The 15,498-nt window shown below is 71.6% G+C and carries 13 protein-coding genes; 6 read left to right on the top strand and 7 right to left on the bottom strand.

Features of this window, described 5'->3' with window-relative positions:
- Positions 1–84 precede the first annotated feature (84 nt).
- Both ACIQAK_RS04500 and ACIQAK_RS04505 read right to left on the bottom strand, forming a co-directional pair.
- A complete protein-coding gene (locus ACIQAK_RS04500) occupies positions 85–285 on the bottom strand; it encodes an SPOR domain-containing protein (protein ID WP_366392611.1) in 201 nt (66 codons plus the stop codon).
- Positions 286–508: 223 nt separating this feature from the next.
- Positions 509–1,261, bottom strand: coding sequence for a GntR family transcriptional regulator (locus ACIQAK_RS04505; protein WP_366392610.1), 753 nt, complete (start codon positions 1,259–1,261; stop codon positions 509–511).
- A gap of 454 nt (positions 1,262–1,715) precedes the next feature.
- Here ACIQAK_RS04505 and ACIQAK_RS04510 point away from each other — a divergent pair, with 454 nt between their 5' ends.
- Positions 1,716–3,113 (top strand): glycoside hydrolase family 18 protein, encoded by a 1,398-nt coding sequence (locus ACIQAK_RS04510; RefSeq protein WP_366392609.1) that lies wholly within the window; start codon positions 1,716–1,718, stop codon positions 3,111–3,113.
- Positions 3,114–3,201: 88 nt separating this feature from the next.
- On the opposite strand, the gene ACIQAK_RS04515 is transcribed toward ACIQAK_RS04510, so the two are convergent.
- Positions 3,202–4,791 carry a S8 family serine peptidase gene (locus tag ACIQAK_RS04515; RefSeq protein ID WP_366392608.1) on the bottom strand — a complete coding sequence of 530 codons (1,590 nt, stop codon included), beginning with the start codon at positions 4,789–4,791 and terminating at the stop codon, positions 3,202–3,204.
- A gap of 226 nt (positions 4,792–5,017) precedes the next feature.
- Between ACIQAK_RS04515 and ACIQAK_RS04520 the strand changes: the two genes are divergently transcribed.
- On the top strand, positions 5,018–6,133 hold the full coding sequence (locus ACIQAK_RS04520; RefSeq protein ID WP_401847772.1) for a threonine synthase: 1,116 nt from the start codon (positions 5,018–5,020) through the stop codon (positions 6,131–6,133).
- On the opposite strand, the gene ACIQAK_RS04525 is transcribed toward ACIQAK_RS04520, so the two are convergent.
- Positions 6,130–6,984 (bottom strand): TioE family transcriptional regulator, encoded by an 855-nt coding sequence (locus ACIQAK_RS04525; protein WP_366392606.1) that lies wholly within the window; start codon positions 6,982–6,984, stop codon positions 6,130–6,132. The genes ACIQAK_RS04520 and ACIQAK_RS04525 overlap by 4 nt on opposite strands.
- A 69-nt stretch (positions 6,985–7,053) precedes the next feature.
- On the opposite strand from ACIQAK_RS04525, the gene ACIQAK_RS04530 reads away from it, so the two are divergent.
- The 3 genes from ACIQAK_RS04530 (at position 7,054) to ACIQAK_RS04540 (ending at position 11,363) form a co-directional block, all read left to right on the top strand.
- Positions 7,054–8,259 (top strand): erythromycin esterase family protein, encoded by a 1,206-nt coding sequence (locus ACIQAK_RS04530; protein WP_366392605.1) that lies wholly within the window; start codon positions 7,054–7,056, stop codon positions 8,257–8,259.
- A gap of 114 nt (positions 8,260–8,373) precedes the next feature.
- Positions 8,374–11,019, top strand: a complete 2,646-nt coding sequence (locus ACIQAK_RS04535; protein WP_366392604.1) for a discoidin domain-containing protein — start codon at positions 8,374–8,376, stop codon at positions 11,017–11,019.
- A 95-nt stretch (positions 11,020–11,114) separates the two neighbouring features.
- Entirely contained in the window at positions 11,115–11,363 is a 249-nt protein-coding gene (locus ACIQAK_RS04540; RefSeq protein ID WP_366392603.1) for an SCO4226 family nickel-binding protein, read from the top strand.
- Positions 11,364–11,770: 407 nt separating this feature from the next.
- On the opposite strand, the gene ACIQAK_RS04545 is transcribed toward ACIQAK_RS04540, so the two are convergent.
- The 3 genes from ACIQAK_RS04545 to ACIQAK_RS04555 form a co-directional block, all read right to left on the bottom strand.
- Positions 11,771–12,907 carry an SPFH domain-containing protein gene (locus tag ACIQAK_RS04545; protein ID WP_366392602.1) on the bottom strand — a complete coding sequence of 379 codons (1,137 nt, stop codon included), beginning with the start codon at positions 12,905–12,907 and terminating at the stop codon, positions 11,771–11,773.
- A gap of 30 nt (positions 12,908–12,937) precedes the next feature.
- Positions 12,938–13,375: an NfeD family protein gene (locus ACIQAK_RS04550; protein ID WP_366392601.1), complete on the bottom strand. Its 438-nt coding sequence runs from the start codon at positions 13,373–13,375 to the stop codon at positions 12,938–12,940.
- Positions 13,376–13,691: 316 nt separating this feature from the next.
- On the bottom strand, positions 13,692–14,588 hold the full coding sequence (locus ACIQAK_RS04555; RefSeq protein WP_366392600.1) for a sigma-70 family RNA polymerase sigma factor: 897 nt from the start codon (positions 14,586–14,588) through the stop codon (positions 13,692–13,694).
- Between the two features lie 101 nt (positions 14,589–14,689).
- On the opposite strand from ACIQAK_RS04555, the gene ACIQAK_RS04560 reads away from it, so the two are divergent.
- On the top strand, positions 14,690–15,457 hold the full coding sequence (locus tag ACIQAK_RS04560; RefSeq protein ID WP_366392599.1) for an SDR family oxidoreductase: 768 nt from the start codon (positions 14,690–14,692) through the stop codon (positions 15,455–15,457).
- Positions 15,458–15,498: the final 41 nt, after the last annotated feature.

Consider the following 15,498-nt stretch of genomic DNA (forward strand, 5'->3'; position numbering starts at 1 on the left):
GACGCTCCTACCGGACGGGCGGGACCCTACCGTCTGCGCGGCAGGGTCCCCGAACGCGGCACCGGACTCCGGCGCCTCAGACCCTCAGGGGCGGCCGCCCTGGCCCACGCGCTCCACCCGGTACACCTGGCGGTGCTTGCGGTCGTGCAGGCCGTCGGCGACCTTCTGCGCCTCGGCCTGGGTGGCATACCTGCCGATGCGATAGCGGTTGCCGCTGTCGTCCTGCCGTATCACCAGCCACGGGAGCACGGCACCGCCGTCGCTCATCGTGTCGCTCCCCCGCATGTGACCCCTCTCCCCACCGGCGTGCACGTCTCTAAGGATCCCCAGGAAACCGCAGTGCGCATATGCCCGAGCGTACGCCTGACCTTCACTCAGCGCAGGCGCCTTTGCACAAAGAGATACACATCCGGCCAACACGAAGGGGGCGCATCCACCGGATGCGCCCCCTTCACGACACCATCACCCCAGGTCCCGGGCCCACCTCCCGGCCCGACGGGGCGTCAACTCATCTGACCGGCAGGTGATAAGCGACGCGATAGCGGTCGGCGGGCACCACCACGTCGGCCGTCTCCACCGCCCGGCCCGAGGCGTAGTACGTCCGCCCGATCACGATGACCACATGGCCAGGCACCCCGCCGAGCGCCAGCAGCTCCTCCGCGAGCCCCGGGCGCGCGCCCACCTCCTCGGCCACGTTGTCCACGACGATGTCGATCGCCGCCATCCGGTCGACCACCCCGCAGCCGCCCAGCGGACCCTCCTCGGGGAGCATCACCGGCGTACGCCCGGTGACGGAGAGGGGCTCCCAGGAGGTGGAGAGCATGATCGGCTCCCCCGCCTCCCGGAACACGTAGTGCGTGCGCATGACCCGGTCGCCCGGCGCGATGCCGAGCCGCTCGGCGACCTCGGCGCTCGCCCCCTCCTGCTCGCTGCGGGACTCCCAGGTCCCGCGCACCCCGTCGGCGGTCTGCTCCTGGCGGAACGGGCTGGCCCCCTTCTCCGGCCGGTACCCGGAGCGGGCGATCATGCGGGGGACGGGGCGCTCGCGCACGTACGTGCCGGAACCGGAGCGGCCCTCGACCAGCCCCTCGGCCATCAGGACCTTGCGCGCCTCCAGGGCGACGGTGTCCGAGACCCCGTACTCCTCCCGGATGCGGGCCTGCGACGGCAGGCGGGTATGGGGCGGCAGCGCGCCGTTCACGATCTTCTCCCGCAGATCGCTCGCCACGCGCAGATAGGCGGGCTGCTCACCGAAAGTCACAGGCCACTCCCAACAGGTTGACAGTCTGCAACAGCCTGACAACCGTGGGTTGAACACCGCAAGCATGGGCCAGAGTTTCACTCAATGTGATGACACCGGGGCACTTCGCGCATGGGTCGCCCCTCGGCGCCAGGGCGCTTACCAGCCATTCCCCGCGCGCCCTGACCCGCACCGGACCCTCGCCGGACTCGCACCGGACCCACGCCAGCCCCGCACCGGACCCACGCCGGACTCGCACCGGACCCACGCCAGCCCCGCACCGGACCCACGCCGGACCCGTACCGGCCCCGCGCCGACACCGCCAGGAACCTGCCCCGGATGTCACTGATCGACACTGCCGGCAGACCCGTAACTCCCCAGCCCTTGACCGTTTTTGGTCCAGACCAATACCTTCCTGTGCACAGCACGGCTCCTCACGTCCCTCCGTACCGGATCACGCACAGGAACGAGCCTCATGCGTCGAAGCAACCTGTCCCGACTGACCATCGCCGGCGTCGCCCTCGCCCTGCTGGCGGGCGTCGCCCCGGCCGCGACGGCCAGCGGCGACCGTGGCCAGAGCAGCGGCGGCGACCGCACCGGGGGCCACCACCGCCCCGCGTACAAGAACATCGGCTACTTCACCCAGTGGGGCATCTACGGGCGCGACTTCCAGGTCAAGGACCTGGACACCAGCGGGACCGCGGCCAAGCTGACCCACATCAACTACGCCTTCGGCAACGTCAACGCCGAGGGCAAGTGCTTCACTGGCAACATCCCCGGCCAGGCCGACGCCTGGGCGGACTACGCCCGTCCGCTGGACGCGGCGGGGTCGGTGGACGGCGTCGCCGACAGTGACACCCAGCCGCTCGCGGGCAACTTCAACCAGCTGCGCGAGCTGAAGGCCAAGCACCGCGGTCTCAAGGTCATGATCTCGCTCGGCGGCTGGAGCTACTCCACCCACTTCTCCGACTCGGTGCGCACCGCGGCCTCCCGCAAGGCGCTCGTCGCCTCCTGCATCGACCTGTACATCAAGGGCAACCTGCCGGTGGACGGGGCGCGCGGCGGCCAGGGCGCGGCGGCCGGCCTCTTCGACGGCATCGACATCGACTGGGAGTGGCCCGGCTCGGCGGGCAACGCGGGCACCGTCTTCCGCCCGGAGGACAAGAAGAACTTCACCGCCCTGATCCACGAGTTCCGCACCCAGCTCGACGCGTACGCGAAGAGCCAGGTCAAGCCCGGAAAGGGCAAGGGACACGGCCACCACAAGCCGAAGCCCAAGCACTACGACCTGTCGGCGTACGTCCCGGCCAACCCCAAGGCGATCGACGCGGGCTTCGACGTGAAGCGGCTGATGAAGGACTTCGACTTCGTCAACCTGCAGGGCTACGACTACCACGTGTCGAGCGAGAAGAAGACCGCCCAGCAGTCGGCGCTGTACGCGAAGGACGACTTCAGCGTGGACCGGACCGTACGGGACTGGATCCGGCGCGGCGCCCCCAAGCACAAGCTCGTGGTGGGCATGCCGACGTACGGCCAGGGCTGGACCGGAGTGAGCGGCGGCGGCAAGGGGCTGGGCCAGCCGGCCACCGGCCCCGCTCCGGCCACCTGGGCGAACGGCTACGAGGACTACAAGGTCCTCAAGAAGCTGGCCGAGTCGGGTGCGTTCAAGGTCCACCGGGACACGAGGAACGGCCACGCCTGGCTGTTCGACGGGACCACACTGTGGACGTACGACGACCCGCAGGTGCTGCGCGCCAAGACCTCGTACATCCGGGACAAGGGCCTGGGTGGCGCGATGTTCTGGTCGCTGGACGGTGACACCGAGGACGGTGAGCTGATCACCGCCGTCGACCGGGGTCTCAACCGGCGTTGACGACCGAGATGTTGGGGCGGCCGCGCGATGCGACCGCCCCAACGTCATGTCAACCGTTCACTGATGTTGCCGTCCGGTGCCGCCGTTGTCAGAACTGCAGCGCCCAGCTGTTGATCCGCCCGGTGTCGGCCTGCGCGTTGTCGGCGACCCGGAGCTTCCAGGTGCCGTTGGCGACCTCGGAGGAGGCGTCGACCGTGTACGTGGTGACCACGTTGTCGCCGCTGCCGCCGGAGCCGAACGCCTTCAGGTTGTAGAGCGAGCCGTCGGGCGCGACCAGGTCGATCCTCAGGTCACCGATGTAGGTGTGCGAGATGTTGACCGGGACGCTCAGCGTGGCCGGGGCGTTGCCGGTGATCCCGCTGACGGTGATCGGGGACTCGACGGTGGTGTTGTCGTTGACCGGGTACCCGGTGGTGTTCTCGAACTTCTTGCCGGGCGGCGGGGTGGTGCCGCCCGCGCCGACGTACAGCAGCCGGTTCGGCGAGCCGGTGCCCGGGTTGGTGACGACGCCTGGGGTGGAGGCCGCGACGAGGCCGGCGGAGACCTGGGCGGGGGTCGAGCCCGGGTTGTCGGCCAGGTAGATCGCGGCCGCGCCGGCCACGTGCGGGCTGGCCATCGAGGTGCCGGAGATGGTGTTCGTGGCGCTGTCGCTGGTGTTCCACGTCGAGGTGATCGAGGAACCGGGCGCGAAGATGTCCACGACCGCACCGAAGTTGGAGAAGCTTGAGCGGGCGTCGGTGTTGGTCGTCGAGCCCACCGTGATGGCCTCGGCGACACGCGCCGGGGACTTCGTGTTCGCGTTGGTCGACTCGTTGCCCGCCGCGACGGCGTAGGTGATGCCGGAGGCGATGGACCGCTGCACGGCCGCGTCGAGGACCGAGTCGGCGCCACCGCCGAGGCTCATGTTGGCGACGGCCGGCTTGACGGCGTTGGCCGTCACCCAGTCGATACCCGCGACGACCTGCGCGGTGGTGCCGGAGCCCTGGTTGTTCAGCACCCGGACGCCGACGATCTTGGCCTTCTTGGCGACGCCGTAGGCGGTGCCGCCGACGGTGCCCGCCACGTGCGTCCCGTGGCCGTGGCCGTCCTGCGAGACGTTGTCGTTGTCGATGGCGTCGTAGCCGTTGGCGGCCCGGCCGCCGAAGTCGCTGTGGCTGATCCGTACCCCGGTGTCGATGACGTAGGCGGTGACGCCCTCGCCGGCCTTGTCGGGGTAGGTGTAGCGCTGGTCCAGCGGAAGGCTCCGCTGGTCGATCCGGTCCAGACCCCAGGACGGCGGGTTGTTCTGGGTGGCGGAGACCGTGAAGGTGCGGTTCTGCGAGACGGACGCGACGGCCGGGTCGGCGGCGAACTTCTTCGCCTCCGCGGCGGTGGCCTCGACCGCGTAGCCGTTGAGGGCCGAGCGGTAGGTCCGTTCGATGCTCGCGCCGTACTTCTTCGCAAGGGCCTTGCCCCGGGCGGAGTCGGACTTCGCCGCCGAGTCCTTCAGCGTGACGATGTAGCTGTCGCTGACGGTGCCCGGGGCGCCCGCGTTCAGAATCACGCCTTCGGGTGCGCGCTCGGCCGCGGTCGCCGGGAGGGTGCCGGCGGTGGCGAGTGCGACGGCTGCCGCGGTGGCCATGACGGTCGCCGCGGCGAGTCTTCGACGTGCATGGGGGGTGTGACGCATCACTGACATGTGAGGGGTCCTCCTCATAGGCGGTGCGCTGGTGGGGGGTGGTGCCGGAGCCGGCGCACGACTCCCGACAGGGGCATGACAAATCAACCGTGCGAACGTCCGCTTTCGGCGTCGCCCGTGACCGGCATGCCGTGCTGCCAGCGAAAGATTGACCGATCCATGGCAAACCCACAAGGGTGCCTTGAGGTATGCCATACGCACGCCATTCACCTGCCATATGCCTGACATGCTGATGACCATGGCCACCTACCACTGCCCCCGGGACGGAACCCGGTCCGCCACTTCCGCCCTGACCTGGCGCTGCCCGGTCTGCCGGGGCCCGTGGGACCTGGACTTCGCACCGGCCCCCGGGCTCACCCCGAACGCGCTCGCCGGGCGGACCGATTCACTGTGGCGTTACGAGGAGATCCTGCCGCTCGACGCCCCCTCGGTCTCCCTCGGCGAGGGCCGCACCCCGCTCGTCCCGCTCACGGACACCGTCGCGGCCAAGCTCGACTACCTGATGCCGACGCTCTCCTTCAAGGACCGCGGCGCGGTGATGCTGGCGGAGCTGGCCCGGCGGCTGGGACCGGACCGGGTGGTGGCGGACAGCAGCGGCAACGCGGGCACGTCGGTCGCCGCGTACTGCGCGCGGGCGGCGCTGCCCTGCACGGTGTACGTGCCCGAGGGCACATCGCCGAAGAAGACCGAGCAGATCCGGGCCCACGGGGCGCGCCTGGTGACCGTCCCCGGCGGCCGGGAGGCGACGGCCCGCGCCGCCCGGGCGGCGGCGGACGAACCCGGCACGTTCTACGCCTCGCATGTCTTCAACCCGTACTTCCTGCACGGCACGAAGACGTACGCGTACGAGCTCTGGGAGGACCTCGGCGGCCGGCTCCCGGACGCCCTCGTGGTCCCGGTCGGCAACGGCACCCTGCTCCTCGGCGCGGCCCTCGCCACCGCCGAACTGCACGCCCTCGGCCTGATCACGGCCCGCCCCCGGCTGATCGCCGTGCAGGCGGAGGCGGTCTCCCCGCTGGCGGCCGCCTTCCACGCGGGCGCGGACGACCTGCTGCCCGCCGGCCCCGGAGACGCGGCCGCGACCCTGGCGGAGGGCATCGCGGTCCCGCGACCGCCGCGCGCCCGCCAGATCCTGGCGGCGGTACGGGAGTCGGGCGGCACGTTCCTGACGGTGGGCGAGGAACAGATCCGCGACGCCCAGAAGGACTTGGCGGCGCGCGGGTTCTACGTCGAGACGACGGGGGTGGCGTGCTGGGCTGCGGTACGGGACCGGGCACTCCGGCCGGGGAGCGTGGTGGTGCCGTTGTGCGGAGCGGGGGCTAAGACGGGGATGGCGGGTTAGGCGGGTGCTCCCTCGTCCCGCTCCAGCGGGCACAAGGCTTCTCCCTCGTCCCGCTCCGCCTGGCAGGGGGGTATTCCCTGCTTCCGCTCCGCCTGGCAGGGGGGCTCTCCCTGCTCCCGCTCCAGCAGGTACGCCTCCAGCTCCGCCGCCCCCGTCAGCAGCGCACGCCCACGGGCGCTGAGCCGGGAACGCCAGTCGCCCAGGGCCGCCTCCAGGGGTTCGAGCCCGCCGGCCGACCGGACCTGGTCGATCAGCGGGGCGATCTGCTCCAGCAGGTACCCGCCCCGCCGGAGCTGGTGGACCAGCCGGGCATCCCGTACGTCGGCCTCGCCGTACACGCGGTAGCCGGTCAGCGCGTCGCGGCGCGGGCGCACCAGTCCAGCGTGCTCCCACTTGCGCAGGGTGGCGGGCCGGATGCCGAGCCGGCCGGCCAGGGGACCGATGAAGGTGCCCCCGGCGGCCGGGGCCCCCGTGGTGGCGGACCCTGCCACCTCGGCGTCGGGCCCCAGGTCACGCAGGGCGCTCTCCACCGCCCGCAGGGTCCGCCGGTCGTCCAGGAGCTGGGCGTGGGTCTCGTCGACGAGGTGGAACGCCGCGTCGGGCGCCCCCCGGTTCACCGCCCGCATGATGCCCGTCGCCGTGCGGTGGCCGTGGCCGGGCACCAGGGCGAGGAACGTGCCCAGGGCACGCGCGTGCAGCGGGGTGTAGGTGCGGTAGCCGCTCCCGGTGCGCGCGGCGGCCGGGAGGATTCCGGCCTCCTCATAGTTGCGGACGGCCTGGGTGGACAGACCGTACGGGCGCGCCAGATCGACCGGCCGGAGCCGTACCCGCCTTTGAGGGTTCTGCCTCACACCGACCCCATAATCCCAGCACTTCCATGCAGAAGTATCCACCGAAGGTTCAACGATACCGTTGAATCCATGGCCACTGACCTCCCGCACATCACCCATACCGTCGAAGCGGCCGCCGTCATGGAGTTGCTCCCGTCCCGCCCGCGGATGCTCGCCCTGGGCGAACCCACCCACGGCGAGGACACCCTGCTCGACGTACGCAACGAACTCTTCCGGCAACTCGTCGAGCAGGAGGGTTACCGGACCATCGCCATCGAGAGCGACTGCCTGAGGGGCCTGCTCGTGGACGACTACGTCACCGGCGGCACGGGCACGCTCGACGAGGTCATGGAGCACGGATTCAGCCACGGGTTCGGCACGTCCGCGGCCAACCGCGAACTCGTACGCTGGGCGCGGGAGTACAACACCGGCTGCCCGGCCGCCGAGCACCTCCGCTTCGCCGGCTTCGACGGCCCGCTGGAGATCACGGGCGCCGCGAGTCCCCGACAGGCGCTCACCGCACTCCACGACCACCTCGCGTCCTGCCTCGACGCGGACGATCTGCTCCCCTGCACCGCAGATACGCTCGACCGGCTGCTCGGCGCCGACGACCGGTGGACCGAACCGGCCGCGATGACGGACCCGGCCCGCTCCTTCGGCCGCTCACCCGAGGCGGCTGAACTCCGGCTGCTGGCAGACGACTTGGTGTCACTGCTGGACGAACGGACACCGCACCTGGTCGAGGCGGCCGGGCGGGAGTCCTGGGACCGGGCACACCTGCACGGCCGCACCGCCACCGGCCTGCTGCGCTACCACTCCTGGATGGCCGACACCTCCCCGGGCCGCATGACGCGGCTGCTCGGCCTGCGGGACCGGATGATGGCCGACAACCTCCTCGCGCTCGCCGCACGCGGCCCGGTCCTGGTCTTCGCCCACAACAGCCATCTCCAGCGGGAGCGGAGCTCGGTGCGGATGGGCGGCCGGCCGCTGGAGTGGTGGAGTGCCGGCTCGATCGTGAGCGCCCACCTGGGGGCGGAGTACGCCTTCGTCGCCACCGCCGTCGGCACCATCCGGCACCACGGCGTGGACGCCCCGCCGCCCGAGACCGTGGAGGGGCTCCTGTACGCACTCCCCGAGGACCGCCTCCTCGTCGACGCGCGCCGGCTGGCCGGCATTTTGGGCGACGCGCTCCCCGCGCCCCGCGTCTCCCCCTGGTTCGGCTACTCCGGCCTGGACCCGGCGCACCTGGCGGAGGTGGACGGCCTGGTCTTCGTCAAGGACCTGCCCGCCGGCTGACGGGGCCGGGATGGACAGGGGGGGTCTGCTCCATCCGGCGGGCGCGTTCACACCACGCCCGCCGGGTGTGCGTGCCGTACCGCAGGTCGCGCGGCCCCCTCCTACCTTCGTACCGTGAGCCTCTCGCGTATCTCCGTCCTCGCACCCTTGGTCGCGGCCGCCCTGATCGTGCCGCTGCCGCCCCTCCCCCAGGCGGCCGCCGCCACCCCGACGCCGTCACCGCCGACCGTGCCCGCCTGCGGCCGGACGGAGGGTCAGGACCCCGGCTGGGCCCCGACGTCCACCCACCTCGGGGAGGCGGACGGCTACGACCCGTACGTCGGGAACGGCTACCTCGGCCACCGGGTCCCCGCCACCGGCATCGGCTACGCGGCCACCGGCGAGAAGACGGGCTGGCCGCTCTACACCCCCCGCTACGACGGCGCGTTCGTCTCCGGGCTGTACGCCAGGGACAAGGCCCTCTCCGAGGGCCGCGAGGTGATCGCCGCCCTGCCGAGCTGGACGACGATCGAGGTGGGAGTCGGCAACGAGAAGTACGGCGCGGACACACCGACCGGCCGGATCTCGCACTACCGGCAGACGGTCTTCCTCAGCTGCGGCCTCGTCCGTACCTCGCTGCGCTGGACGACGGCGGACGGCCGGGCAACCGACCTCGACTTCGACGTCCTGGCCGACCGCTCCGACGTCCACACCGGAGCCGTACGCCTGCGGATGACCCCGCGCTGGAGCGGCACGGCGACGGTCACCGGCCGGCTGGACGACCGGGGCGCACGCCGGATCACGCTGCGCGAGGACGGCACGTTCAGGACACTCGGCACCGGCGTGGAGGGCGCGGTGGCGCAGGCGATGCGCCGCGGTTCGGGGGTCGTGGAGACGCTGCACCCCGAGTCGCGTACGGCCCCGAGGCCGACGCCGGTGCGCGAGGGGACGACGTACACGTTCGAGAAGTACGTCGGCGTCGACACCGCCCTGACCTCCGCCGCCCCGGCCGAGGACGCCCGCGAGGCGGCGCACCGCGCGGCCCGGCGCGGCTGGGAGCGGATCTTCGCGGCGAACGAGGCGGCCTGGCGCGAGGCCTGGTCAGCCGATGTCCTGGTCCCCGGCCGCCCGGAGCTCCAGCGCTGGCTGCGCTCGGCCCAGTACGGCCTGCTGGCCAACACCCGGCGCGGCTCCGCCGACAGCATCGCCCCGGCCGGTCTGACCAGCGACAACTACGCGGGCATGATCTTCTGGGACGCCGAGACGTGGATGTTCCCGGGGCTGCTCGCCACCCGCCCGGAGCTGGCGCGTTCGGTGGTGGAGTACCGCTACCGCACCCGGGACGCGGCCCGGGCGAACGCCGAGGAGTACGGCCACCGGGGCCTGTTCTATCCCTGGACCAGCGCGAGCAAGGGCCGCATCGACTCCGAGTGCCAGAGCTGGGACCCGCCGCACTGCCTGACCCAGAACCACCTCCAGGGCGATGTCTCGCTCGCCGTCTGGCAGTACTACCTGGCCACCGGCGACCGTGACTGGCTGGCGGCGAGGGGCTGGCCGCTCCTGCGTGGCATCGCCGACTTCTGGCAGTCACGCGCCACGGCGAACGCGGACGGCGGCTACTCCATCAAGAACGTGGCAGGGCCCGACGAGTACAGCAACGGCGTCGACGACGCCGTGTTCACCAACGCGGTCGCCGCCACCGCCCTGCGCAACGCGACCCGCGCCGCCGAGCTCCTCGGCCACCGCCCGCCGACCGGATGGAACCGCGTGGCGAACGGCCTCCGCATCCCGTACGACGCGGGGCGGAAGGTCTTCCTCCAGTACGCGGGCTACAACGGCTCCACGATCAAGCAAGCGGACACGGTACTGCTGATGTACCCCCTGGAATGGCCGATGGAACCGGGCGCGGCGGCGGCCACCCTGGACTACTACGCGGCCCGCACCGACCCGGACGGCCCGGCGATGACGGACTCGGTGCACGCGATCGACGCGGCGGCGATCGGGGAGCCGGGCTGCTCGACGTACACGTATCTCCAGCGCGCGGTACGGCCGTTCATGCGGGGGCCGTACGACCTGTTCTCCGAGGCGCGCGGCGACAAGTCGGGAGCGCAGGACCCGCTGTCGGGCTTCCCCGCCGAGGACTTCCTGACCGGGAAGGGCGGCTTCCTCCAGGTCTTCACGCACGGTCTGACGGGCCTGCGCCTGCGCGAGGACGGCGTCCGCCTGGACCCGCTGCTGCCGCCGCAGCTGCACGAGGGCGTGAGGCTGACGGGCCTGCGCCACCGGGACGCGACGTACGAGGTCGAGATCGGCGCCCGCACGAGCACGGTCCGCCTGACGTCGGGCTCCCCGTTCACGGTGCACACGGCGCAGGGCCCGCGCCGGCTGTCGGAGCCGCTGACCCTGCCCACCCGCCGCCCGGACCTCTCCCCGACGGCCGACGCGGCCCGCTGCCGCCCGGCGACGGCCACGTCTGAGACCCCCGGCCTCTACGCGGAGGCGGCGGTGGACGGCAGCCCGGCGACGTCCTGGTCCCCGGACGGTGCGAGGGGAACGCTGACGGTGGACCTTGGCCCGCACCCGCTGCGGATCACGTCGGTGACCCCGCGCTGGAGCGACACGGCCCCCGCCTCGCACACCGTGGAGACCTCGGTCGACGGCCGCTTCTGGCGCCCGTACCTGGCGGGCGACACGGCCCGCAAGGTCCGGGTGACGGTCCGCTCGGAGGACCCGGAGAAGCCGGCGGGGATCGCGGAGCTGAGGGTGGGGGCGGGGCGGTAGGCGGCGGGGCGCCCCACCGCTGACCGAGCCCCCGCGCACAGACGGGTGCAGCATGGAAGAGGGGCGACGAATCGACCATCGGAGGTGCGGAAGCCATGGGCATGTACATGGACGTCCACCACGGCATGAAGGGCATCACGTCCGATCAGCTGAAGAAGGCCCACGAGGCCGACACGGCGATCGAGAAGGACGAAGGCGTCCACTTCGAACACGCCTGGGCGGACCCGGAGTCCGGCACGGTCTACTGCCTCTCCTCCGCCCCCTCCGCCGACGCCGTCCAGCGCATCCACGAGCGCGCGGGCCACACGGCGGACGAGATCCACGCGGTGCCGCTGGCGGTGTGAGGCACGGCGGACCCTGAGGCGGCGGTGGCGGCCCGGTGCGGTCCTCGCTGCCGCGGCGGACCCCGAGGCGGCGGTGGCGGCCAGGTGCGACCCTCGCCGCTGCGGCGGACCCTGAGGCGACGGTGGCGGCCCGGTGCGGTCCTCGCTGCCGCGGCGGACCTTGGATCGGCGGTGCCGCCCGCTCGCGGCCCTCGTGTCCGGGAGAACACATACGGTTCTCTCCGCAACGAGGGCTGCGGGCGCTCTGCACCGCGCCGGGCCTGACGTTCCAGAACATTCCCGGCTCAGGGGGCTGTCCGGACTTTTCCGGCCCCGGTGCTCAGCGGCCCGAGCGCTTGCCCCCGGTGCTCAGCGGCCCGAGCGCTTGCCCCCGGCGCTCAGCCGCCCGGGCGCTTGCCCCCCGGCGCTCAGTGGCCCGTTGCCGTCCTACGCCCCGGCATCGGGGCCTCCCCCGCGGCCTCGGCCTCGGCCTTCGCGTCGCTGACCGCGACGGCGGCCTGCTTCGCGGCCTCGTCGGCCGCCGCGGCGGCGTCCAGCGCCAGGGTCGGGTCCGCCTCGACCTCCGGAGCACCGCCGTCGTCCCGCGTACCGCCGTCGTCCCGCGTACCGCCGTCGTCCCGCGTATCGTCGCCGCCCGCCTCCTCACGCTGCGCGGAGATGGGCGAACCCGTCGTCGACCGGTCACCGAACGCACCGGTGACGGTGCGCACCGCCTCGGTCAGTTCGCCCGGGATCACCCAGAACGTGTTGTTCTCGCTCTTCGCCAGATGCGGAAGCGTCTCCAGGTACTTGTAGGCCAGGACCTTCGGGTCGGCGTTGTTGCGATGGACGGACTGGAAGACGAGCTCCACGGCCTTGGACTCGCCGTCCGCCCGCAGGATCATGGCCTGTTGCGTGCCCTGTGCTTTCAGGATGTCCTTCTGCTTCGTACCTTCCGCGGTGAGGATCTTGGCCTGCCGCTCCCCTTCGGCGTGCAGGATGGCCGCGCGCTTGTCCCGCTCGGCCCGCATCTGCTTCTCCATCGCCTCTTTGATGGTGTTCGGCGGATCGATGGCCTTGATCTCGACGCGGTTGACCCGGATGCCCCACTTGCCCGTCGCGTCGTCGAGGACGGTACGGAGCCGGGCGTTGATCTCCTCACGCGAGGTGAGCGTCCCCTCCAGGTCCATGCTGCCGATGACGTTCCGCAGGGTGGTCACGGTGAGCTGATCGATGGCCTGCAGGTAGTTGGCGACTTCGTAGGCCGCCGCCCGTGGATCGGTGATCTGGTAGTAGAGCACGGTGTCGATGTTCACCACGAGGTTGTCCTCGGTGATCACCGGCTTCGGCTCGGAGGAGTACACCTGCTCACGTACGTCGAGTTTGGTGTTGACGCGGTCCGCCACCGGCAGGACGAAGTTGAGGCCGGGCTGGAGCGTCCGGCGATACCGGCCGAACCGTTCGATGTTGTAGCGGCGCGCCTGCGGAACGATCCGCACCGTGGCGGCCACCAGAAAGACCACAACGATCGCCGCCACCAGAATCGGGATGATCACCGGATCCATGCGTCCTCCCTCACTACGATCTCCAGCCGTTCACGGAAGGAGCTCACGCGGATACACCACCGCTGTGGCGCCCTCGATCTCCATGACATCCACCAGCGCTCCCACCGGGATCACATGGCTTTCGTCGAGAGCACGGGCGGACCATTCCTCACCGGAGAGCTTGATCAGGCCGTGTGTCGCGGTGACCTCCCTCATGACCTCGGCCCGCTTGCCGATCAGCGCGTCGCTGCCCTCGTGCGTGATGGGTGACTGGGCCATCTGCCGCAGGGCGACCGGCCGCACGAGCACCAGCCCCGCCGCCGCCGCCAGCGCGAGCGCCACCAGCTGGCCGAGGAGGCCGATGCCCACACCGGCCACCACGGCGGCGACCAGCGCGGCGCCGGCCAGCAGACCGAAGACCAGCGTCAGGGTGAAGAACTCCGCGGCGCCGAGCGCCGCGGCGGCGAGCAGCCAAGCGAACCACGGCATCGAATCAGCCTCCCCAAAGGGCCTTAACAACTCCATACCCTCGAAAACATGGACAGAACCACCCTCCCTTCGACCCGATCGGCGAACCGGCCAGGTCAGCCGCGGGGAGGGGTGGCCACGGGTATCCACCACGAGCGCCCAGACCAGCCCTCCGCGGCCGGTCGGACTCAGCGGCACACCGACGATCCGGATCGACCGGGCCGAGCCGGCCGCGTGCCTTCAAGGATCGGGATGCCGGCCGACGGCGGACGGGCCTCGCAACCGCGCATGGTGTCCATGTGCAGGTGGGTTTCGACGGCTGTCCTGGCTTTGCGGCTCAGGCGGCGCCGTCCAGCACCGCGACCTCGAGTCCGCCCAGCCGCACCGGCTCCGCGATGACCTCGATCTCGGCGATCCGGTCGTCGTCGGTGACCGTGAAGGCGAGGACCAGCCGCGGCCGCCCCTGCGGCGCCATCACCAGCCCCACCGCCCCGTCGAGCAGCGCAAGCCCCGTGAACCGGGCACGCCCCGTCGCCGCCATCGCGCCCTGCGCCACCGTGCGGGCCCCGCTGACGAAGATGGGCTCAGGGGTGGGGACGACCATCTTGTCGGCGTGCAGCACCACGCGGGGGTGGAGCAACGCGACCAGGGCATCGAGATCGCCGCCCCGGGTCGCCGCCAGGAACGCCTCGACCACCTTGTGCTGACGGCCCAGGTCCGGCGCGGGCGCCGGGGTGGCGTTGCCTTTGACCCGGCGCCGGGCGCGGCTGGCGAGTTGGCGTACCGCGGCCGGAGTGCGCTCCAGCATCGGGCCGATCTCGTCGAAAGGCACCTGGAACATGTCGTGCAGCACGAAGGCCAGCCGCTCCGGCGGGGCCAGCGTGTCCAGGACCACCAGCATGGCCACGCCCACCGCGTCGGCGAGCAGCGCCTCCTCTTCCGGGTCGGTTACGTCCTTCTGGGCGCGGGCCGGGTCGGGAACGTAGGAGTCGAGGGGGTCCTCGCGGCGGTTGTCCCGCGAGCGCAGCATGGTCAGGCAGAGCCGGGAGATCACCGTGGTGAGCCAGGCACCGAGGTTCTCGACATCGCTCGTGTCGGAGCGGTTGAGACGTATCCATGCCTCCTGGACCGCGTCGTCGGCCTCGCTCAGCGAACCGAGCATGCGGTAGGCGACCGCGCGCAGCCGAGGGCGCTCCTCCTCGAAGCGCAAGATCAGCGATGCGTTCTCGTTCATCTGTCACATTCCTCGGTCGCGGTGGGTCGTAAGAGCAGAGGACGAAAATCTAGACGCCCGGCGGGAGTCTGCACTCCCCCGGTCCGAACTCTGGAGCAGTCATGACGACAGCGACGATTCTGGTCACCGGTGGTACGGGAACGCTCGGCAGCCACGTTCTCCCCTTGCTGGTCAGGGCCGGCCGCACGGTGCGGGTGCTCAGCCGGAACCCGCGGGAGAACACGGACGGCGTCGAGTACGTCGCCTGCGATCTCCTCAAGGGGGAGGGCCTCGACGCCGCGCTGGAGGGCGTGGCGACGGTGCTGCACCTGGCCGGCGGACCCAAGGGCGACGACGTGGCCACCCGGAACCTGGTGGCGGCGGCCCAACGGGCCGGGACCGTCCGGCACCTGGTCTACATCTCGGTGATCGGCTCGGACACCGTGCCGCTCGGCTACTTCAAGGCCAAGTTCGACTCGGAGCAAGCGATCGCGGACTCGGGCCTCGCGTTCACCACGCTGCGGGCCGCCCAGTTCCACGACCTCGCGCTGAAGGTGGTGGAGAAGATGGCCAAGATGCCGGTGGTGCCGTCGCCCGGCGGGCTGCGCTGGCAGCCGGTCGACTCACGAGAAGTGGCTGCGCGCCTGGTGGAGCTGACGCTGGCTGCGCCGACCGGCCGGGTGCCCGACCTGGCCGGTCCCGCCGTGTACTCGCTGGGCGAGCTGGCCCGCGGCTACCTCGGGGCTCGCGGCAAGCGGCGTCCGCTGTTGCCGGTGCGGGTGCCCGGGAAGGTCGGGAAGGCCTACCGGGACGGGGACAACCTGGTACTCGAAGGAGCCACCGTGGGCGCGCGGAGCTGGGAGGACTTTCTGGCCGAACGAGTTGCCTAGCCAGACCGACGCGGGAGCCCCGACAACAGCGATCACCGGGG

Origin of the sequence: Streptomyces sp. NPDC088706 (assembly GCF_044752765.1) — a bacterium.
Classification (GTDB): domain Bacteria; phylum Actinomycetota; class Actinomycetes; order Streptomycetales; family Streptomycetaceae; genus Streptomyces.

What these genes read in the sequence shown, in the direction of transcription:
- ACIQAK_RS04510 (WP_366392609.1), top strand. Translation starts at nt 1,716, where the DNA reads ATGCGTCGAAGCAACCTGTCCCGACTGACCATCGCCGGCGTCGCCCTC.
- ACIQAK_RS04515 (WP_366392608.1), bottom strand. Translation starts at nt 4,791, where the DNA reads ATGTCAGTGATGCGTCACACCCCCCATGCACGTCGAAGACTCGCCGCG.
- ACIQAK_RS04560 (WP_366392599.1), top strand. Translation starts at nt 14,690, where the DNA reads ATGACGACAGCGACGATTCTGGTCACCGGTGGTACGGGAACGCTCGGC.
- ACIQAK_RS04550 (WP_366392601.1), bottom strand. Translation starts at nt 13,375, where the DNA reads ATGCCGTGGTTCGCTTGGCTGCTCGCCGCCGCGGCGCTCGGCGCCGCG.
- ACIQAK_RS04555 (WP_366392600.1), bottom strand. Translation starts at nt 14,588, where the DNA reads ATGAACGAGAACGCATCGCTGATCTTGCGCTTCGAGGAGGAGCGCCCT.
- ACIQAK_RS04520 (WP_401847772.1), top strand. Translation starts at nt 5,018, where the DNA reads ATGCTGATGACCATGGCCACCTACCACTGCCCCCGGGACGGAACCCGG.
- ACIQAK_RS04530 (WP_366392605.1), top strand. Translation starts at nt 7,054, where the DNA reads ATGGCCACTGACCTCCCGCACATCACCCATACCGTCGAAGCGGCCGCC.
- ACIQAK_RS04540 (WP_366392603.1), top strand. Translation starts at nt 11,115, where the DNA reads ATGGGCATGTACATGGACGTCCACCACGGCATGAAGGGCATCACGTCC.
- ACIQAK_RS04500 (WP_366392611.1), bottom strand. Translation starts at nt 285, where the DNA reads ATGCGGGGGAGCGACACGATGAGCGACGGCGGTGCCGTGCTCCCGTGG.
- ACIQAK_RS04545 (WP_366392602.1), bottom strand. Translation starts at nt 12,907, where the DNA reads ATGGATCCGGTGATCATCCCGATTCTGGTGGCGGCGATCGTTGTGGTC.